This window comes from Mediterraneibacter massiliensis (genome assembly GCF_001487105.1).
In the GTDB taxonomy this organism is placed as follows: domain Bacteria; phylum Bacillota; class Clostridia; order Lachnospirales; family Lachnospiraceae; genus Mediterraneibacter; species Mediterraneibacter massiliensis.
This window is the reverse complement of sequence record NZ_LN913001.1, coordinates 781,215-801,996: the sequence shown is the minus strand read 5'-3', so window position 1 is coordinate 801,996 and position 20,782 is coordinate 781,215. Positions and strand designations below refer to the sequence as shown.

The following is a 20,782-nucleotide window of genomic DNA, read 5'->3' as shown; positions in this document are numbered from 1 at the left end:
CCTCCTTTATTTCTTTGATTCATGCCAATATAAGGCTTTATTTTCGAATATACTGACAATCTCATACGTTACGATCCCCAGTACAATCGTCACAATGATCCCCGCCAGCAATGCCGGTGTGTCATAGGTAGAAGAAGAATAGGTCAAAATATACCCAAGACCAACTTTTCCTGACATCCATTCTGCAACGATCGCTCCAATGACCGCCTGTATAATTCCGATCTTAAAACTAGAAAATAATGCCGGCATTGAATACTGCATTTCGATTTTTGTAAAAATCTGCCATTTGGATGCTTTTAATACCTTCATCAAGTCTTTCGCTTCCTTTGGTATGGAATCTAATCCAAGCATCATGCCTGACAGGACAGGAAATAATACCATTGTAATGATCAAAATAATTTTTGATACGATGCCGATTCCAAACCAGACTACAAAAAGCGGAACAAGCGCGATCTTCGGAGCTGTCTGGAAAAATATCAGATACGGCATCAAAGCTGTCCTGAGCACATCCACCTTTATAAAAAGATAGCCAAGCGCCATTCCCAGCACGCTTCCGATAATAAAGCCGAGGATCACTTCATAAGTCGTAGCCCATAAATGTGGATATACCGTTCCATCCGCGAACATTTCTATGAGGCTCTTTCCCACTTCTGCCGGACCGGGAAGGACATACAGCGGCACATCCTTTACCGTAGTATAGATAAGCCATGCCAGCACAAACACACCAATAGATAGCACATATTCTAGTATGGAGCTTAACAGCTTTCTCGTTTTATTTCCCTTTTTCATCCGATGATCCCCCTCAAATATTTACTATATTCTGTAAATTCAGGAGCATTTCTTGTACTTTCCCCTCTCGGTCTTGGCAGATCGATATTCACGATCTCTTTAATCCTTCCCGGACGGGGTGACATAACTACTACACGATCCGATAAAAATACCGCTTCTTCAATACTATGCGTAACAAAAATAATGGTTTTCTTTGTGTTTTCCCATATATGCAGAAGCTGTTCATTTAAATTGTCCCTTGTCAATGCGTCCAACGCACCGAAAGGCTCGTCCATCAATAAAAGCGGCGCATCATAGGAAAGTGCTCTTACAATAGAAACTCTCTGTCTCATGCCTCCGGACAACTCTCTGGGGAGAGCTGTCTTAAATTCTGTCAGTCCCGCCAGTTCCAGCAGTTCATCTAACCTTTTTAAATTTTCCGGTGTTTTCTTCTTCTGTATCTCTAATGGAAATTCTGCATTTTTCTGCACATTTTTCCACGGAAGCAGCGTCGCATCTTGAAATACAAATCCCATCTGCTGGTTCACGCCGTCTCTATATTGGATTTCTCCTTTACTCGGCTTTTCCAGATTTCCTATCATTTTCAGTAAGGTCGATTTTCCGCATCCTGACGGACCGATGATGGAGATAAACTCGCTCTGTCTTATATTCAAATTAATATTTTCTAATGCAACCGTATCTGCCTTTAATAAATTGCTGTAAATTTTAGATAAATTTTTTATTTCCACACTATACTCTGCCATATGTACCACCTCTTCTTAACTGATCGCTTTCGTAATAGAATCCGCACTTTGTTTTAATTTTTCAATAATTTCATCCGTGATCATCCTGCTTTGCTTCATACTCGTCAAAGCCAGCGCAGCCGCCACTTTTTTATTATTATCAAAAATAGGGCTTGCCACGCCTTGTATCCCCATTTGCAGTTCCTCATCGATCAGCGCATAGCCTTTCTCACGGATATGATCCAATTCCTCCAAAAGTTCTTGGATCTTTGTTTTTGTGTAGGGAGTACTTGGTTTCAGATCCATATTTTCATAAATTTCTTTCACTGTACACCTGTCCATATACGCACTGAATACACGGCCTGCCGATGTTGAATAGAGAGGCATCTGTTTGCCGATCTTCACCATATACATAGAGTGTTCATCGCTTTCAATACAGGCAATATTGATAATATGATTCTCCTCCATTACACATAAAACTACTGTCATTTGTATCTCTTCTGATAGTTTCTGCATGATCGGTTTTGCAAGGTTCACAAGTATATTATTTTTACTCATATTCGAGCAAAGCGTATACAATTTATATCCTATCTTGTATTTTCTGCTCTCACTGTCCTGGATGATAAAGTTGTTTTCTTTGAGACTTGCCAGGATCCGATGTATCGAACTAGGCGGCAAAGACAACTTTTTCGCCAGACCAGACACAGATAGACCATTCGTCTCTTTACTTAATATCGTCAATATTTCCAATGCTCTGTCTATCACCTGCATGTTTTTCTCCTCCTTCCTTATTCCGTTACACGGAATGTCATTCCACTTGTTTTCCTTAATCTGTGGCGACAGCTTATCACCGCTTATCACAATTGTCAATCTATTTCTATTTTTTAATATTTTTTTGTTAAACCTTCCCAAAAACATCTCCATTTTTTTGTAAAATAATCCTATAACGGACACATTCTCATATAACAGACAATACTATCAATCTAAAGATAACTGCTTATAAAAAACGCCCCACATTGAACATCTGATCAATGTGAGGCAGTATATTTTACATACCTTCAATACTCTTTTTGTGAACTACCCATTGTTTAAAGCCATTGGGCTTCCTGCTTCATCGACCTCGTAACCTACTATCTCCACAGGCGTTAATTCGGGCAGTTCCTGCCCTATATATGCTTCTTTTATGCTATTTGCCTTAATCCTTCTGCCAGTATATTTTTTGCGGCATTGATATCTCTATCTTGTTTTGTTCCACAATTCGGACATATCCATTCCCTTACCGATAAATCTTTTGTATCTGTATTTTGATATCCACAGGCAAAACACAACTGGCTACTGGCATAAAATGTGTCTATTTTGACATATTCCCTGCCATTCCATTTTGACTTATATTCCAGTTGCCTTGTAAGCTCATACCATGACACATCACTGATTGATTTTGCTAAATGATGATTTTTTACCATGTTTTTTATCTGCAGATTTTCCGAAACTATTACTTGGTTTTCGCTGACAATTTCGTGTGAAATCTTATGTAGATAATCTTTTCTGCTATTTGTTATCTTCTCATGGCATATTGCGATTTCTTTTTTCTTCTTCTCGTAATTTCTGCTGCCTTTTTCCTTGTGTGCCAGTTGCCTTTGCAGTCTCGACAGCTTCCTCTCATTCTTTTTTATTATCTTTGGATTTTCGTACCTTATCCCATCCGATGTGATACATAAATCCTTAATTCCTAAATCCAATCCTATATTTTGATTTCTGTGTGGCAATTTTTCATGCTCTGTTTCTACCAGTATTGACACATAGCATTTCCCACTTGGAACCTGACTGACCGTGGCTGATTTTATTTTGCCATGGAATTCTCTGTGCAGTTTTGCCTTTACTTCTTTTAACTTTGGCAGCTTTATTTTTCCATTCTCTAAATCTACAGCTATATTTCCATTCGTAAAATTCGTTGTATAGGATTTATGGTTATCGTGTTTACTCTTAAACTTTGGATAGCCCGTATGTTCTTTGAAAAACTTCTGATAAGCTGAATCCATATTATAGATTGCATTCGTCAGGGCAAACTTATCCACTTCTTTTAACCATTCATATGTCTTCTTTAATTCTCTGTTACAGTAATTGTTGCAGCCTGTTTTACTGATGGTTTTTTTCTCTTTCTCGTAAGCTTCTTTTCGATATGCAAGCGTCTGGTTATATACAAAACGGCAACAGCCAAATGTTTTAGCTATCTGCATTTTCTGCTCATTGTTTGGATATACCCTGTATTTATATGCTTTTAACATTTGCTGCCGCCTGCCCTTCTATCCTTGATTTTCTATATACTTCTTTAACATTTCTTCGGAAACATTTCCTACACTACAGGCAAAGCATCCATCTGTCCAAAAGGTATGTTCTTTCCAAAAATGTTTTATATCATCTGATATTTGCTTTGATGTCAGTAATTTCTTTCTATACTTGCACACAAAAATAATATGATATTGGAGTAAATATTTGTGTCTGTTTTTTGATTTCCATGTTCCCATGGCGTAAGTATAACACAAGCCACTACTTTTGCCTACCTTAACCCACCGTCTAAAGCCAGTGGGATTGCGGTAGCCTTATTTCAAAATAGGGAATACAGGACAGTTCCCGCAACACCGGAACCTGCCATGATCCACAGTGGATTCAGTTTCCATTTTCTCAAAACACTTATGCCGATCGCGAAAATAATCACGGCAATCACATCCAAAGATGCCAGATCAGCAGGCAACATTCTCTGTCCGTACAGCGCCATGATCAACAGAGAGATACCTGCAGAGGCGATCATAGCAATCACTGCGGGACGCAGCCCTGCAAGCACCCCCTGTACCATGTCCAAACCACGGAAACGATAGTACATGTAAGCCAGCGTCATCACGATCACGCAGGAAGGGAACACGCAGCCGACTGTTGCGATAACAGCTCCCGGAAATCCTGCAACTTGTATCCCAACAAAAGTCGCAGAATTAACAGCAATAGGACCGGGGGTCATCTCAGCGATCGTCATGATATCTGCGAATTGTGCCATAGTCAGCCAAGAATGAAGATCCACCACTTGATTTTGGATCAAAGGCATGGCGGCATAACCGCCGCCAATACTAAATAGTCCGATCTGGAAAAAACTCCAAAACAATTGAAGATATAGCATCACTTATCACCTGCTTTCTGTCGTTTTTTCTGATACCATGTATCAACCGCGCCAATACCGCCGCAAACGAGAATGATAATGATGATATTTACAGAAAAAAAGCGTACGGCTATAAAAGAAGCAAACAGCACAAAAACAGGTAGTATACGCTTCTTTTGAAAAATACTTTTTGACATGTTGATCACGACATCACATATAACAGCAGCTACACCGCAAAGCATTCCCGTCATTGCCATATTCACAATGGGATTATCCCGAAATGCCTGATAGAATATCGAGATTACTGAGATAATGATGAGCGGCGGCAGTACTGTTCCCACTACCGTAAGTACAGCACCGGAAAATCCCGCAACATGATAACCGACTAAAATGGATGCATTAACTGCTATTGCTCCCGGAGAGGACTGCGCAATCGCTGTCAGATCCAACATTTCATCTTCTTCAATCCAACCAAGTTCCTCTACAAATTTTTTTCTCATCAATGGAATGATCACAAAACCTCCACCAAATGTACATGCACTGAGCTTAAAAGTGGAGAAGAATAATGTCCTATATTTCTGCAAACTGTTCACTGCAAAATACCGTCCTTTCCCTATCTATTAACATTATATCTCTTGATTTTAAATAAGGGAAATAATATAATTTAATCATTAAGATAAGTAATTCAGTATAAGGAGAAAAATATGACCATACGCCACATGATAATATTCCGCACGATCTGTGAAAATGGCTATAATTCAACCAAAGCAGCCGCTGTTTTGCATATAACACAACCGGCAGTCAGCCTTGCCATTAAAGAATTAGAGCAATATTATGGTGTACGCCTTTTTGACCGGATCGGACGAAGGCTGCAGATCACAGATACAGGACAGTACTTTCTGCAATATGCCATACATATATCCGACTTATTTTCAGATATGGAAACAGGACTGCGTGATTGGGACTCCAGCGGAATCTTCCGTGTCGGCGCAAGTATTACGATCGGTTCGCAATTTCTGCCTGATTATGTAAAAGCATTTTCGAAAATCTGCCCTGGTATTGATGTCAGGGTTACAATCGAACAATCTGAACGTTTAGAACAAAAAATATTAGCAAATGACCTGGATTGTGCACTGATTGAAGGGATTGCCCATGATCCCAATATTATTTCGGAAGCATATATGGAAGACCATTTGAGTGTCATATGCACTTCCGAAAGAGGTTGGGTACAAGGACAAAGTGTGTCATTGGAAGAATTTCAAAGACAACGTTTCCTCCTACGCGAAAAAGGCAGCGGTACACGAGAAGTTTTTGACCGTGTGACCACACAGGCCGGTATCCACATTGTCCCTGCATGGGAAGCCATGAGTACAACAGCGCTGGTCAACGCTGTCATCAATGGATTAGGTATTTCTGTTTTACCGTATCGGATGATCGTTCCTGCATTAAAACAAGGATTAATTTGTACTGTTAAAGTAGAAGATTTGAATTTCAGCCGAAATTTCCATATCATTCATCATAAAGATAAATTTATGACAACTTCTGCTAAGCAGTTTATCTCTTTATGTAAAAATTATGAAGCTGAGCACCCAGGCCCCTATTATAACGGACTGTATGGATAAATACTAAAAGCCGCATCCCATGGATTGCGGCTCTTGTATTTTTATACTGCCATCACTTTTTCACTCTCAAAGGCTTTTGCGATCGCGGCGATCAAAATCCCTCCCGTCAGGAGCGTCACGCCCAGGGTCATTCCATACTGCGCCATTGTCACCTCCTGTGTCAGTATCCCCTGTAGTGTAAGAGACGTATTATAGATTGGTATCACATAAAACCATTCTTTTGGAGAACCTGTCGTAAACATCGTAGTGATCCCCAAAAGTAAAATCACCATATATACCGGCATCATATAGGAATTTGCCTCTTTTATGGTCTTGGCAAATACAGAAACAAGTACGATCACCGCAGAATATAAGAACGCGATCGCGATCAGCAGGATTGCCAGCATGGCGATCTGCTCCGGTCTAAGGCTCAGATCGATCCCCAGTTCTTTGCCAGACAGTCCCCCCATCATTTGCGGCATAAAAGCAACCATTGCTGCCACATAGACAACTGACGTCGCTCCGGAAATGATCATCAGCGCAAATACTTTGCCCAGCACAATAGAACTGCGCTTGACCGGAGATACTAAAAGACTTGCCAGCGTGCCCCGTTCTTTTTCTCCCGCGATCATATCCGTTCCAATTCCCATGGCGCCTGCAAATAAGAGAATCGTAATAAAATATGGAAGCATCGTACCAAGTACTTTTCCTCCTGCTTTCTCCTTATCCTGCACGATCATATCCGGGTTATCTGCATTCACCGTAAATACTGTCAATCCTGCCATATCCGGCACCCGCTGGGATAACAAAGTCTGCCGGTAACTTTCCAGCACACCGTTCGAGATCTTCTCAAATGCCGCTTTCGAATACTCCTCAGAAGGGTTATAATATGTCTTTACCTGCGGGATCTCATCTCCTGTCTGATAGTCATAGACATTCTCCGAAAACCCTTGTGGGAACTCGATCATCAGATCTATACCGCCTTCTTTGATCGCTGTTTCTGCTTCTTTTCTTCTCTGGCTTTCATCCAGCGCTCCTTTCGTCTCCAGCCGCAGTACTTCCCCAATATTTTTTTCTGTATAAATACTTACGTCTTTATCCGCTGCCAGGAGGAACTCTTTAAATTCTTCCGGGACATTTTCTATATAAACGATAGACTTATGTGCTTCTACATCCTTTTCCATACGGCTTGTCAGGTTGCTCACCAGACTCATCACTACGATCATGATCGCAACCGGGAACACAAACACCGAAATCAACATTTTCCCGTCCTTAAATACTCTGGCAAGTTCCTTTGTGCATATCTGTTTGATCCCTTCCATCTATCTTGCCCCCTTCTGCTCTTTATATAATGCAAAAAACGCATCTTCCAGATCTTGTGTATTCGTCTCATATAAGATCTCATCCAGGCTTCCTTCTGCCGCTTTTCTTCCATCAATGATCATGCCTATCCTGTCACAGAGTTTTTCCGCCTCTGACATAATATGCGTCGATATGATGACCAGCTTGCCGTCATCTCTTAGTTTTTTCAGATAGTCTGTCACACTTCTTGCCGTGACAATATCTAGTCCATTTGTCGGCTCATCAAAGATGATGATGTCCGGATCGTGCACAAGACATACGGCAATAGCTGCCTTCTGCGCCATGCCCGTAGATAATTCCTTGATCTTCTTTTGTGCAAAATCTCGCATTCCAAAGTAGGCGAATAATTCTTCTTTTCTTGCTTTTAATTGATCTGCCGGTACCTTATGGAGTTTTCCAAAAAAATCAAAAAGATAGTCCACGGAAAACTGCGGATCCAGCTTTATGTCCCCTGTCAGAAAGCCGATTTCTTCCCGGACTCTCTCCGGCTCTTTTTGCACTTCATGTCCGGACACAAGAATTTCTCCCTTTGTAGGTTTTATGATCGTCGAAATACAGCGCAGTGTCGTCGTTTTCCCTGCACCGTTCGGTCCGAGCAGACCATATATCTCTCCCGGCCTTGCCGTCAGACTCAGATCATCGACAGCTGTTTTGATCGGATTTTTCGTCTTAGACTCTTTCATTTGTTTTTTATTCAAACGATATATTTTAGTTAAATTTTTTATCTCGATCACTCCATTATCCTCCTTGTCTTGCGCCTATTGTATTGTTGTGTTAGTACAATTATACTTTTGTTCCCTATTCTTGTCAATCACTTCTTTTTCCTCTTTCATTTTTTCCTGAAATCCTCTACAATGATAACAGCAGGACATGTTTCTGCTTCATTACTATAAATATAACAGGAGGGAAATAAATGAAAGAAACCATTTTACTTTTTCATGCACCTGATAAGGACACTCTTTTAAAAATAGAGATGGCGCTTTTCCCGCTGCACGTTCGCCTGCGCCGCATAGCAAAAAAGGATTATAACCAGCCTCTGGGCGCTCTTGCCGGTCTTAAAGAAATACGGCGTCTGGAAGTTCCTTATGAAGGAGAAGAACTCCCAGACACATTCTTTGTCTTTGCCTTCTTCACAGATGCGCGCTTAAACCAGGTTTTGGCAGCGCTTAGAAAATCCGGAGCCGGTCCTTTCCCCTATAAGGCCATTCTTACCCCGACAAATCAAAACTGGGATGCGCTGCAGTGTTTTCAAGAGATCCGCAGCGAACACGAAGCCATACAGCAACAGCTGAAAGAAAAAAACAGCTCCACAGATAAATAGCAATCATTCTCCTATATATAACAATGTACAAAAATAAAAGCGTCGGTTTTACTGCCCGGCGCTTTCACTTTGCACAAATTGGCTTTCATACAGATGTCTGTAAAAGCCATTTTTCTTCAACAAACTTTCGTGGTTCCCTTGTTCAATGATCTTTCCATCTTTCATGACTAAGATCACATCTGCCTCCCGTATAGTGGAGAGCCTGTGCGCTACGATGAAGGTCGTCCTGCCTTCCATCAGTGTCGCGAATGCCTCTTGGATCTTCATCTCTGTCCTTGTATCAATAGAAGATGTCGCCTCATCCAGTATCAGCATCGGTGGACTAAGCAGCATGACTCTAGCAATACACAGGAGCTGTTTCTGTCCCTGTGAAAGGGCATTGCCGTCCTCTGTGATCCACGTGTCATATCCTTTTGGAAGACGGCGGATGAAACTGTGTATATGGGATGCTTTCGCTGCCGCGATGACCTCTTCCTCCGTCGCGTCTGGTTTCCCCATTGTGATATTTTCTCGTATTGTTCCCGTTTTCAGCCAGGTATCCTGCAATACCATTCCGTATCCTGCCCGCAGACTTTGGCGAGTCACCTCTCGGATGTCATGCGCATCCACTTTTATGCTGCCGCCTTCTACATCGTAAAACCGCATCAACAGATTGATCAACGTTGTTTTTCCACAGCCAGTCGGTCCGACGACCGCGACCTTCTGTCCCGGACTGACCTGCAGATGAAAATCCTCGATCAGCTTCTGTCCCGGAATATAAGAAAAATACACATGCTCTGCTTTTACATTCCCTTCTATAGCATTTAAACATACCGCCCCGTCTGGTTCTGGAATTTCTGGTTCCTCCTCTATGAGTGCAAAAATCCTGCCGGCGCATGCTACCGCATTCTGCAATTCTGTCAAAACACCTGATATTTCATTGAAAGGCTTAGTATACTGATTCGCATAACTTAAAAAGCTGGTAAGCTGTCCTACACTTAAACTGCCGCCTATTACAGAAAATGCCCCTGTGATCCCCACACCCGTATACACAAGACTGTTAACAAACCGTGTGGCTGGATTCGTAATAGATGAGAAAAAGGTTGCACGCAGAGAATGCTTCTGCAGCCGTTCATTTATTTCATCAAACTGTTTCGTCACGGCTTCTTTTTGCCCAAACATCTGCACGACTTTCTGATTTCCGATCATCTCGTCTATCAATCCTGTCTGTTCTCCCCTTGTCTCCGACTGTCGTTTAAACATAACAAATGTATGTTTCGCGATAAAATTTGCCACAAAGAAGGATACCGGCGTAATCAGGACAACTACCAAGGTAATCTTTACATTAACAGACAGCATGAAGCAAAATGTCCCCAAGATCGTTGCCGCTCCCGTGAAAAACTGCGTAAATCCCATCAGCAGTCCATCAGCGAACTGATCCACATCTGCGATCACCCGACTTACTACTTCTCCATGGGGATGGCTGTCTATATATTTAAGCGGCAGTATCTCCAACTTTTGAAATGCTTCATTGCGTATATCTCGGACGGCCTGGTACGTCATTTTATTATTGCATACGTTCATGAGCCACTGAGCCAATGCCGTGAACAGTGTACATAGGCCAATCGACAGCATCACTTTGTATACACCGGCAAAATTGACCATATCTTCTTCGATGATATGATCTACAGCCTGTCCGATCAGTTTTGGCACATACAAAGTCAGCGCCACAGACACCGCTGCCAGTACCAGAGAAAACACGAAAAAAATACGATACTTTCCAAGACGGCGGAACACTTTTTTTACAATCTCCGTCTGTTTTAGTTTCTTCTTATCCTGCATTTTCTTCCTCCTTTGGGAACTGTGAATAATAGATCTCCTGATATGCAGGACAAGACATGAGCAGTTCCCTGTGTGTTCCTTTCCCCACGATCTCTCCGTCATCCAATACAAGGATCTGGTCTGCATCCTGTACTGCTGCCGCTCTTTGAGATACAATAAATATCGCTGGTTTTTCCGGTCTGCTGTGTATCGCTCTGCGAAGCGCGGCATCGGTAGCAAAGTCCAAAGCGGACGCACTATCGTCCAGTATCAATATCTCCGGCTTTCTCACAAGCGCTCTTGCTATCGTAAGCCGCTGTCTCTGCCCGCCGGAAAGGTTCCTGCCGTTTTGTTCAATGTGATAAGCAAGTTTTCCTTCCTTTTTTTCTACGAATTCCAGTGCCTGCGCCGCTGCCAGAGCCTCTTTTATTTCCGTCAAAGAAGCATCTGCCTTTCCCCATCTTATATTTTCCTCGATCGTTCCTTTAAAAAGAACTGCCTTTTGCGGGACAACACCGATCCTGGAACGAAGATCCTCCATCTCATATTGTTTTACATCTTTCCCCTTTATCCGTACTTCTCCTTCTGCTGCATCATAGAAACGAGGAAGCAGGTTCACAAGGGAAGATTTTCCGGATCCGGTTCCCCCTATGATGCCTATCGTCTCTCCTTTTCGCACAGAAAATGTAATGTCTTTCAAAGATTCTGCGCCATTTCCTTTATATAAGAGAGATACTTTATCGAATTCAATGAACGGAACGTCTGTTTTTTCCTCTCTCACTTCTTCCTGCTCCCATTTTTCCGTTCCATCCTGCATATCCGGTTCTTCCTGTAATACCTTCTCAATACGATTTCCACAGGCTATAGCTTTTGTCACTGTAATGATCAGATTTGCCAGTTTTACAAGCTCTGCCAGTATCTGAGACATATAGTTAACGAGTGCGACCACTTCTCCCTGTGTCAGAATCCCGCTGTCCACTCGGACGGCGCCCGTATAAAGAAGTAGGATGATTCCTCCGTTGACGATCATATACGTAAGCGGGTTCATCAATCCCGCTATACGTCCCACAAATTTCTGCGTATCCGTCAGTGACTGATTTTCGGACAAAAATCGTTCTTTTTCACTATCTTCTTTGTTAAAAGCACGGATCACCCTTGCCCCTGTCAGATTTTCTCTTGTCACGAGAAGCACTCTGTCCAGATTTTCCTGCACTTTTCTATAAAGCGGCATTGTGATCAGCATAATGCCAAACACGATCACAGAAAGAAGTGGTATCACAATAACGAAAGTCACCGCTGCTTTTGTGTCTACCATAAATGCCATAAACATTGCTCCAAGCACGATAAAGGGCGAGCGCAGGAACAAGCGCAAAACCAGATTCACGCCTGCCTGCGCCTGATTGATATCACTTGTCATTCTTGTGATCAGCGTAGACGTACCGATCGAATCCATATTTGTAAACGAAAATTTCTGTATATGCCAGAACAGCGCATGACGAAGCCCTGTCGCAAATCCGGCCGCCGCTTTTGCCGCAAAATACTGGGCAGTGATAGAACAGGCAAGACCGATGACTCCAAGCAAGATCAGAACCAGGCACATCTTTACAATATATGGTCTGTCCCCATTGTCTATCCCCACATCTATCACCGCCGCCATCACAAGTGGTACGACCAATTCAAAAGCTGCCTCCAAAAGTTTGAACAAAGGGGCAAGTACGGTTTCTTTTTTATATTCTTTTAAATATACCAATAAAGATTTCATTTTTTCTCCTGCCTTTTTTGCCTTGCGTTCCGCTTTTACGCTATCCTCAGTATAAAGCAACCGGAAACAAAAAGAAAGGCAAAAAATATATTGACATTTTGCAAAAGTAGGTCTATTGTATTATTTAACTAATACAATAATGTTTCTATCTGACACCGGATGTTCTGAATCGTATAACGGATGGAGGAACTTTTATGGATCCACTCATTAAAGTCGAAGACTTACATAAAATTTATAATCCCGGAGAAAACGAAGTACGTGCGCTGGACGGGATCAGCCTTACAATACAGAAGGGAGAATTTGTCGCGATCGTCGGACATTCCGGCTCCGGTAAATCCACATTCATGAATGTGCTTGGCTGTCTGGATATTCCCACCTCCGGGAGTTACTTTTTAAATGGGAAAGACGTATCCCACTTATCTGACAATGCCTTATCTGACATACGTAATAAAGAGATCGGATTTATTTTTCAAGGCTTCAATCTGATTGCCAATTTAGATGCTATTGACAATGTAGAACTTCCGCTCATATACCGGGGGATCAAAAAAAGCAGACGCCGACAGCTTGCCACACAGGCACTCAAAAAAGTAGGTCTTGACGCAAGAATGAACCATAAGCCTAGCGAACTCTCCGGCGGACAGCAGCAGCGTGTCGCCGTGGCACGCGCCATAGCGGCGCAGCCTCCCATCATTTTAGCAGATGAACCGACCGGGAATCTGGACAGCAGCTCCACACAGGAGATCATGCATATCTTAAAGACTCTCCATACGGGGGGCCGCACAGTCATCATCATCACCCATGATGAGGAGATCGCCGACCAGGCCGACCGTGTGATTCGTATCATAGACGGCAAAGTAGAGGCTGATTATTTAAATAAAGAAAGAGAGGACGCATAACTATGTTTTCGAAAAAGAAAAAAGCACAGAAAAAACTCCCTGCCTGGGTCATCCTGCCGATCCTCGCAGTTTTGCTGCTCGGCGCCTTTGGGATTTCTAAACTGGCAGGAAACGCCAAAGAAGCGTCTGCCGGCACAACCTTAAAAGTGACCAAAGCTGCCAAAGGAAATGTAAAAGAAATCTATACTTCTACCGGAACCGTCGAAAGTGAAAATACAAAAACCTACTATTCCCCTGTCTCAGCGCCTATTAAAGAGTGTAAGGCAGAGGTAGGTAAAACAGTCAAAGCAAATGATCTGCTCATCACGTTCGACACAACAGAGTTAGAACGCAGCAACGAGCAGGCACAGCTCACCCTGCAGTCAAACCTCAATACATCGCAGGCAGCCCGCGCGCAAAACGCCGCGGCAATAGACGCGGCACATGCCGCCAACGCACAGGCTGCAGAAAATGCCAATGCACTGGTCGATACGGTAAATTCTCTTGCGGAACAGGTAAACGCCGCTTATACACAATACCAGGCAAATCTCGCTGCTGCCGGGACACAGACACAGCAAATACAGGCTGAAAGAGATAGGCTGAACACGATCATTGCCGAAAATACAAAAACGGTGAATTCTAATCAATCGCTTATCGACAGCATTGATTCCGGTTACTCCGGCGGGCGCGCACAGATTGCCGAGCTGGAATCCAAGACCAGCCGCACACCAGAAGAAGAGACTCTTCTCACCTCTCTCAAAGCAGTCTTTGCCGACTATGACAATGCCATAGCAGCCCGCGACACAGCCCAGGCAGCTGTGAATGATGCCACAAATCAATTAAACTCTCTTACAGATCCGGCTGTGGACGATGCAGGATATGCCTCGTTAAAAGCGCAATATGAGGAAGCTTACGCACAGTGGCAGTCTGCCTATGCGGCCGCAGGCGGCACGGTTTCTCCTGGTATGAGTTCCGCCGAACTGAACAATCTGGATATCAGCGATAACCTGGCAGAACTTGCCGCGCTTTCTCCTGAAGAACTTATGGAAAAAGGAAAAGAAGGAATGAAGGCAGATATGGACGGTGTCATTGCCTCGGTAAGTATTTTGGAAAGCAATATGGCTGCACAGGGCATGGCGCTTTTTACAATTGCCAGCACAGAAGACGTCCGTGTAAAGATCGAGGTTTCACCCGATGATTACGAAAAGTTGAAAATTGGCAATACTGTTTCTATTAAAATCGGCAAACATGCATATCAAGGGACTCTGACCGAGACAGACAAGATCGCTACCAAAAATGAAAAAGGAGCCTCCGTTATCTGCGCCAGGATCCACATCAGCAATCCGGATGAAAACATCTGTATCGGCGCCTCCGCCAAGATCACCATGACCGTTGCGCAGGCGGATGATGTCCTGGTTGTTCCAAATGAAGTCATCAATGCTTCTACTGACGGCGATTTCGTGTATATAGTAGAAGACGGCGTCATAAAAATAAAACCGGTGGAACTTGGCACTGTCTCGGTCACCCATACAGAAATCAAAAGCGGCTTAAAAGAAGGCGATAAAGTAGTAAACGACCTGAACGCAGATATAAAAGAGGGCATGAAAGCAATCGCCGTGGAAAAAAAAGAGGACTAATGCCTTTGCATAAAAAAGAAAAGAGGACAAATCATGGGACAATTTCTTGAATATGTAAAAATGGCGCTGGGTAATATCCGCTCCAACAAAGGTCGTTCCTTTCTGACAATGCTTGGCATCATTATCGGCATTACATCCGTTGTCACGATCGTCTCCATTGGGAACGGGCTGAAAAAAGATGTGGTAGACGCTTCCAATGAGCAGAACAATACGGTCACCGTGCAGGCGAACACAGATGAAGTCACAAATACCAAGATCATCACAAATGATGATATCGCATATTTAAAAACGACTTTAAGTTCTAGTGCAAAAAGTATCTCTGCCGCGGAGACCTCCTTCGGGAAAACGACGACACGGAAAGGAACATTTGATACTTATATCACATTTACTACAGCGGATTACGAAAATGCGCAGTATACCTCCCCGCTCATAAAGGGGAAATATTTTACAGCCAACGATGTTTCCAACGCAAATCCCGTCTGTGTGATCGATGAGATCGCCGCTTTATATCTCTTCGGAAATACCAATGTCATCGGAATGAGTTTGGAACTCGCCATTGACAGCGGAATACAGGAAGTGACCATTGTCGGCATACGGGAGACTTCGGATGATATGATGGAAGTGGAACAAACATATCAGATGATGGGGATGGAAAAATCCATATCTACTCTGGAAATGCCTTACACGACCGCAGAATCTTTCGGGATCCCGCTGGATGCCTTTTCGTCTATATCTATCACTGTATATGATCCGGAAGACGCTTCTAAGACAGCTTCTTCTGCCGTACAGGTGTTAAATGCAAGACATCAGAATCTGGGCGACACGCCTTTCATGCAGCAAAAGCCATTGAATCTATCTGATATGATGGGCTCGATCATGGATGGTGTAACAGCCTTTGTCGCCCTGGTCGCCGGGATATCTCTTATCGTCGGAGGGATCGGCGTCATGAATATCATGCTTGTATCTGTTGCAGAGCGCACCCGCGAGATTGGCATCCGTAAAGCATTGGGCGCAAAAACCGGTTCGATCATCTCGCAATTTTTGTGTGAATCTGCTATCATTTCCGGTATGGGCGGGATCATCGGTATTCTGCTCGGAGGAGCGCTGACCGCTTTGATCAGCGCATTGGAAATCGGCGGCATCCATGCGCAGCTTTCCCTGCCTGCCGTTATCATCGCAACCCTTTTTTCCTGCGGCATAGGGATTATCTTCGGTATTTATCCGGCACGCAAAGCCGCCCAGCTAAGCCCTATTGAGGCTCTGCGGCGAATATAGATTTCTTTATTATAAGGAGGATAAAAAATCATGTCAAAACCAAGTAAACTATTAAAAGTTGTTTCTATCATTGTGATCATTCTGGGAAGTCTTTCTGTTTTGGGAGGCATCTTTACTACCGTAATGGCAGTCACTATGCCCGACTTGATCGCACAATCCTATGAACTTCTCGGACAAAACGCGCCCTCTGCCGGGTACTATGTATATACGATCGCATCCGCCTGTGTTGTCCTCATGGCCGGTATCATTGGCATACTGCACAGATCAAAGAAGTCTGTCCTGATCATGGCTGTTATCTATCTTGTGCTGGAATTCGCAAGTGTGATCTATTCTTCTATCGGATTCGGCTTCTCCTTTCTGTATGTGGTAGATCTGATCCTTCCAGTCCTCTACACATGGGGCTGGTATCAATCTGAATAGTGTCTTACTAAAAAAGAGCGCCTGCTGGTATGCTTTCCAGGGGAGCTCTTTTGACTTGCAATTAAATGCTTTCTAAACTATAATAGATAGCACGATTGGATTCAACGGGGGAATATGGGCAATGTGGAAACGGACTATAGTCAAAAAAGAAGCAAAAAAACACTTCAAATCCGGCAGTTGGCGTATGATCGCCGTCTGCTTTCTGATTGCCGCCCTGACGACCACCTATCCTCTTGCTACTACCTTCTTCCATCAATACACTCCACATATACAGGAACAAGCTGCCTCTGCCTATATTCCGGACTATTCTAATTCTGAAGTATTAAATAACACGATCATACATATCTCTCATGACTTTAACATCACACAAATATTAGACAACGTTTCTTTTCAAATAGCGGATATCCTTATAGACCTCTATTCCAGCGCTTCTTCCGCTGTTTTCTCTGTTCTTCGGGTATTAAACAGCTTTTTTGCTGAAACATTTAGTCTCTCTACGCTTTTTTTGCTGCTAGGTATGGTTCTGGCATGTATTTACCAACTTTTCATCTCTAATATCCTGCGCGTTGGGGAAGCGCGCTTTTTCTTGGAATTCCGCAATTACTCTCAGACAGGGATCAGTAAGATTTTCTATTTATATAAATTACGGTATCTTCTGAAGCCTGCTTGGGTTATGTTCTGCCGTTCTGCCTTTCAATTTTTATGGAATCTGACGATTGCCGGCGGTATTATCAAACATTATGAATACAGCATGATTCCTTTTATTCTGGCAGAAAATCCTGCTGTTGGAAGAAAAAATGCATTTTATTTATCAAAGCAGCTTACACACCACAATAAATGGAAACTTTTCCTGCTGGATATCTCCTTCTTGGGGTGGAAATGTCTTTCTTTTCTCACTCTGGGCGTCTTGGATATTGTATTTGTAAACCCGTATATTGCCTGCACAAAGGCAGAGTTGTATATGACTCTGCGGCGTAATTATGTCCTCTCCCGTTCTCCCCTCTATGAGAAACTTAATGACGCTGCTCTCGAACATGTCCTTTCCGAAGATGAGCTGCTGATCAGCAAAGCTCTCTATGACGACTCAAATGGACCTTACACAAAAACTGCCTATTTTGCCCCAAATCAGTACCCTGCCTTTTTGTACTCTATCCAACCTCCGGAATATGCAGTAAAAATGCCGCTTAAAGTGCAGCAGAAATATTCCTTTCTTTCTCTGTATTTTTTGTTTTTTGTCTTTTCTGTCTTTGGATGGCTTTTCGAAACAGGTGTCACCTTACTCCGTGACGGTACATTTACCAGCCGCACTTTCCTTATCGGTCCATGGATCCCGCTCTATGGTATATGTGGCTTCTGCATCCTCGCCGTAATGTACAAGTTCAGCGAAAAACCCATTCTCGTCTTTTTATCTATCGCAGGCATCTATTCCCTTCTCGCGTATGCCGTCAATTGGATCGTAGAATCGGAGTTTCATGTCCGTCTCTGGAATTATGAGCAGTATTTTCTAAATATAAACGGACGGATATACATTGGCGGAAGCATTGAGTTTGCTCTTCTGGGCTGCGCATTTCTGTATTCCCTTGCTCCCAGATGGAACCGCTTATTTTTAAAACTTAAGAGGAAAAAAAGAATCTGGCTGTGCATTCTTCTAACGGTTCTTTTCGCCGCAGATGTCGTATTTTCACTTTCCTTGTTATAAACGGAGGAATTCTTATGGTAAACACAGAACTTTTCACAGAAAAACCTGATTGTACTGACCGGCTCCCCAAAGAAGAACGGGTATACGATCTTTTACATACGCTCGCCATTCCTTTTGTAGGAGTCGATCATGATGTTGCTCCTACTATTGAGGCATGCCGGGAGATTGAAAGTGTACTAGGCGTTATGCCATGTAAAAATCTATTTCTCAGAAACCGCCAGAAAACGGAATTTTATCTTCTCTTGATGCCGGGAGATAAAAAATTTGTCACAAAAAATTTATCTCACCAACTGCAGATTTCCCGCCTTTCTTTTGCCGAACCAGAATTTATGGAAAAATTTATAACGTATACAGGACATCCCTACACAGCCGTACATTTATAATCTTGCTTTTTTCCCGGAAAAATATTATACTTTTTATTAATCATGAAGTTCTCGCTGTCCGAAAATGAGAGGAAACCTGCCTGCTCAACTAGCCAGGCGCTGTCGATTATTTTCCCTCTGTTCTTTACATACACAGTCTTTTTCAGGCAGCAGAAAAAAAACTGGAGGAATACTATGAAAAAACGAGTTGTTGTCGCCTTAGGACACCGTGCGCTGGGGACCACCCTGCCGGAACAGAAAATTGCCGTAAAAGCTACTGCAAAATCCATCGCAGACCTGATCGAAGAAGGATACCAGGTTGCCATTACGCACAGTAATGCTCCGCAGGTAGGTATGATCCATGCTGCTATGAATGAATTCGGAAAGGCACATCCCGACTATACAGCTGCTCCGATGTCTGTCTGCTCTGCCATGAGCCAGGGTTATATCGGATACGATCTGCAGAATGGAATCCGTGAAGAGCTTTTAAACCGCGGCATTTATCGCACAGTAAGTACTGTGTTGACGCAGGTCATTGTGGATCCTTATGATGATGCTTTCTACACGCCGACCAAAGTACTGGGACGTTATATGAATGTACAGGAGGCAAATGAAGAGCGCAAAAAGGGCAATTATGTTATTGAGGAATCAGGAAAAGGATATCGCCGTGTCGTTTCCGCTCCAAACCCGGTTAAAATCGTAGAATTGGATGCTGTCAACGCCCTCCTTGACGCTGACCAGATCGTCATTGCAGCTGGCGGCGGCGGAATCCCTGTCATGGAACAGGACAATCATCTAAAAGGCGCAAGTGCTATTATCGAGAAAGATCTTATAGCCGGAAAATTAGCAGAAGGCGTCAATGCTGACTTGCTCATGATCCTGACAAGTGTAGAGAAGGTATGCATCAACCTAGGACAGGAAACAGAAGAAAAACTTGGAAAGATCACTGTAGAACAGGCAAAAAAATATATGGATGAAGGCCATTTCGGTATCTATAACATGCTCCCCAAATTCCAGGCAGCCATTGAATTCATACAGGAAGGGGAAGGACGCCAGGTTCTGATCACTTCTTTTGATAAAGTAAAAGAGGGGTTGAAGGGAAAAACCGGAACAATTATTGAATAAATACGAAGATAGAAAGCAGACCACAGTGGATCTGCTTTTTCTTTTTCTTCCCCACAGGAAATTTTTCATAAAAAATGTATTTTTCACTTTTTTATATTTATTTACTTGCTTTTTCCGAATACACGTCGTAATATATACATATACTTAATGTAGTTTTTAAAACTACATGTCATTGTTTAGTTATAGCAGGAGGCGTATATTATGGAAAAGAAACAGCATATTAAAGATCCCGGCAGCGCGATCACACATTTTATCGGAATGTTAATGGCGATTTTTGCCGCTGTCCCTCTTTTGATCAAAGCGGCACATGAACCCGGCAAAATATATATCATCTCACTTGCTATTTATGCAGCCAGCCTTATTTTATTATATGCAGCAAGTACGACCTATCATACTTTTGATATTTCCAAGAAAATCAATACTATCTTAAAAAAAATAGACCATATGATGATCTCTGTGTTAATAGCAGGCAGCTATACGCCTATCTGCCTTCTTGTTCTAAAAGGTAAAACGGGCATTCTTCTTTTAAGTCTTGTATGGGGAATCGCAATTGTAGGTATTTTGATCAAAGCCTTCTGGGTATTCTGTCCGAAATGGGTCTCTTCCGCCCTGTATATTGGAATGGGATGGACCTGCGTACTAGCCTTTACACAGATCCTCAATAATATGCCGCCCGCCGCCTTTGGATGGCTGCTGGCAGGCGGAATCATTTATACTGTCGGTGGAATCATTTATGCACTGAAAGTACCTCTGTTCAACAGCAAGCACAAAAATTTCGGAAGCCATGAGATTTTCCATCTCTTTGTGATGGGCGGCAGCGCATGCCACTTTATTGTCATGTATGCCTTTGTACTTCCTTAAAAAATATTTCCCGCAGCTGTGCT

20 protein-coding genes and 1 pseudogene are annotated in these 20,782 nt (G+C 42.9%); 10 read left to right on the top strand and 11 right to left on the bottom strand.

Annotated features, from left to right (window positions below):
* Positions 1-6: 6 nt before the first annotated feature.
* The 7 genes from BN3282_RS08025 to BN3282_RS07995 form a co-directional block, all read right to left on the bottom strand.
* Positions 7-789, bottom strand: coding sequence for an ABC transporter permease (locus BN3282_RS08025; protein ID WP_059068147.1), 783 nt, complete (start codon positions 787-789; stop codon positions 7-9).
* Positions 786-1,532 (bottom strand): ABC transporter ATP-binding protein, encoded by a 747-nt coding sequence (locus tag BN3282_RS08020; RefSeq protein ID WP_059068145.1) that lies wholly within the window; start codon positions 1,530-1,532, stop codon positions 786-788. Before BN3282_RS08020 ends, BN3282_RS08025 begins: the two co-directional genes overlap by 4 nt.
* A gap of 15 nt (positions 1,533-1,547) precedes the next feature.
* Complete coding sequence (locus tag BN3282_RS08015; protein ID WP_059068144.1) at positions 1,548-2,282, bottom strand: IclR family transcriptional regulator; 735 nt, start codon at positions 2,280-2,282, stop codon at positions 1,548-1,550.
* A 410-nt stretch (positions 2,283-2,692) separates the two neighbouring features.
* The gene (tnpB, locus tag BN3282_RS08010; RefSeq protein ID WP_059068142.1) at positions 2,693-3,796 is read right to left on the bottom strand and encodes an IS200/IS605 family element RNA-guided endonuclease TnpB; all 1,104 of its coding nucleotides are present in this window, start codon (positions 3,794-3,796) and stop codon (positions 2,693-2,695) included.
* An 18-nt stretch (positions 3,797-3,814) separates the two neighbouring features.
* Positions 3,815-4,036, bottom strand: a complete 222-nt coding sequence (locus BN3282_RS08005; RefSeq protein ID WP_059068140.1) for a transposase — start codon at positions 4,034-4,036, stop codon at positions 3,815-3,817.
* A gap of 80 nt (positions 4,037-4,116) precedes the next feature.
* On the bottom strand, positions 4,117-4,680 hold the full coding sequence (locus BN3282_RS08000) for a chromate transporter (RefSeq protein WP_059068138.1): 564 nt from the start codon (positions 4,678-4,680) through the stop codon (positions 4,117-4,119).
* Entirely contained in the window at positions 4,680-5,252 is a 573-nt protein-coding gene (locus tag BN3282_RS07995; RefSeq protein WP_117975193.1) for a chromate transporter, read from the bottom strand. The genes BN3282_RS08000 and BN3282_RS07995 overlap by 1 nt, the downstream gene beginning before the upstream one ends.
* A gap of 111 nt (positions 5,253-5,363) precedes the next feature.
* Between BN3282_RS07995 and BN3282_RS07990 the strand changes: the two genes are divergently transcribed.
* Positions 5,364-6,281 carry a LysR family transcriptional regulator gene (locus tag BN3282_RS07990; RefSeq protein ID WP_242866619.1) on the top strand — a complete coding sequence of 306 codons (918 nt, stop codon included), beginning with the start codon at positions 5,364-5,366 and terminating at the stop codon, positions 6,279-6,281.
* 41 nt (positions 6,282-6,322) lie between these two features.
* Here BN3282_RS07990 and BN3282_RS07985 read toward each other — a convergent pair whose 3' ends face one another.
* Entirely contained in the window at positions 6,323-7,582 is a 1,260-nt protein-coding gene (locus tag BN3282_RS07985; RefSeq protein WP_059068136.1) for an ABC transporter permease, read from the bottom strand.
* Positions 7,583-8,356: an ABC transporter ATP-binding protein gene (locus tag BN3282_RS07980; protein WP_059068135.1), complete on the bottom strand. Its 774-nt coding sequence runs from the start codon at positions 8,354-8,356 to the stop codon at positions 7,583-7,585.
* A 179-nt stretch (positions 8,357-8,535) separates the two neighbouring features.
* Between BN3282_RS07980 and BN3282_RS07975 the strand changes: the two genes are divergently transcribed.
* On the top strand, positions 8,536-8,943 hold the full coding sequence (locus BN3282_RS07975) for a DUF3783 domain-containing protein (RefSeq protein ID WP_059068133.1): 408 nt from the start codon (positions 8,536-8,538) through the stop codon (positions 8,941-8,943).
* Positions 8,944-8,991: 48 nt separating this feature from the next.
* Here the strand turns inward: BN3282_RS07975 and BN3282_RS07970 are convergent, their stop codons facing one another.
* Both BN3282_RS07970 and BN3282_RS07965 read right to left on the bottom strand, forming a co-directional pair.
* The gene (locus BN3282_RS07970; RefSeq protein ID WP_118977226.1) at positions 8,992-10,764 is read right to left on the bottom strand and encodes an ABC transporter ATP-binding protein; all 1,773 of its coding nucleotides are present in this window, start codon (positions 10,762-10,764) and stop codon (positions 8,992-8,994) included.
* The gene (locus BN3282_RS07965) at positions 10,754-12,505 is read right to left on the bottom strand and encodes an ABC transporter ATP-binding protein (RefSeq protein WP_059068128.1); all 1,752 of its coding nucleotides are present in this window, start codon (positions 12,503-12,505) and stop codon (positions 10,754-10,756) included. The genes BN3282_RS07970 and BN3282_RS07965 overlap by 11 nt, the downstream gene beginning before the upstream one ends.
* A gap of 194 nt (positions 12,506-12,699) precedes the next feature.
* Here BN3282_RS07965 and BN3282_RS07960 point away from each other — a divergent pair, with 194 nt between their 5' ends.
* The 8 genes and pseudogenes from BN3282_RS07960 to trhA all read left to right on the top strand — a co-directional run bounded on the left by BN3282_RS07960 (position 12,700) and on the right by trhA (position 20,759).
* A complete protein-coding gene (locus BN3282_RS07960; protein WP_059068126.1) occupies positions 12,700-13,401 on the top strand; it encodes an ABC transporter ATP-binding protein in 702 nt (233 codons plus the stop codon).
* Positions 13,402-13,403: 2 nt separating this feature from the next.
* Positions 13,404-15,017 (top strand): efflux RND transporter periplasmic adaptor subunit, encoded by a 1,614-nt coding sequence (locus BN3282_RS07955; protein ID WP_059068124.1) that lies wholly within the window; start codon positions 13,404-13,406, stop codon positions 15,015-15,017.
* Between the two features lie 33 nt (positions 15,018-15,050).
* Positions 15,051-16,292 carry an ABC transporter permease gene (locus BN3282_RS07950; RefSeq protein ID WP_059068122.1) on the top strand — a complete coding sequence of 414 codons (1,242 nt, stop codon included), beginning with the start codon at positions 15,051-15,053 and terminating at the stop codon, positions 16,290-16,292.
* 30 nt (positions 16,293-16,322) lie between these two features.
* On the top strand, positions 16,323-16,712 hold the full coding sequence (locus BN3282_RS07945; protein WP_059068120.1) for a hypothetical protein: 390 nt from the start codon (positions 16,323-16,325) through the stop codon (positions 16,710-16,712).
* 121 nt (positions 16,713-16,833) lie between these two features.
* Positions 16,834-18,411 (top strand): DUF975 family protein, encoded by a 1,578-nt coding sequence (locus tag BN3282_RS07940; protein ID WP_059068118.1) that lies wholly within the window; start codon positions 16,834-16,836, stop codon positions 18,409-18,411.
* Between the two features lie 14 nt (positions 18,412-18,425).
* Positions 18,426-18,755, top strand: a pseudogene (locus tag BN3282_RS07935) (YbaK/EbsC family protein); the annotation flags it as partial.
* A 213-nt stretch (positions 18,756-18,968) separates the two neighbouring features.
* On the top strand, positions 18,969-19,898 hold the full coding sequence (arcC, locus tag BN3282_RS07930; RefSeq protein WP_059068114.1) for a carbamate kinase: 930 nt from the start codon (positions 18,969-18,971) through the stop codon (positions 19,896-19,898).
* 201 nt (positions 19,899-20,099) lie between these two features.
* Positions 20,100-20,759, top strand: coding sequence for a PAQR family membrane homeostasis protein TrhA (gene trhA / locus BN3282_RS07925; RefSeq protein ID WP_059068112.1), 660 nt, complete (start codon positions 20,100-20,102; stop codon positions 20,757-20,759).
* Positions 20,760-20,782: the final 23 nt, after the last annotated feature.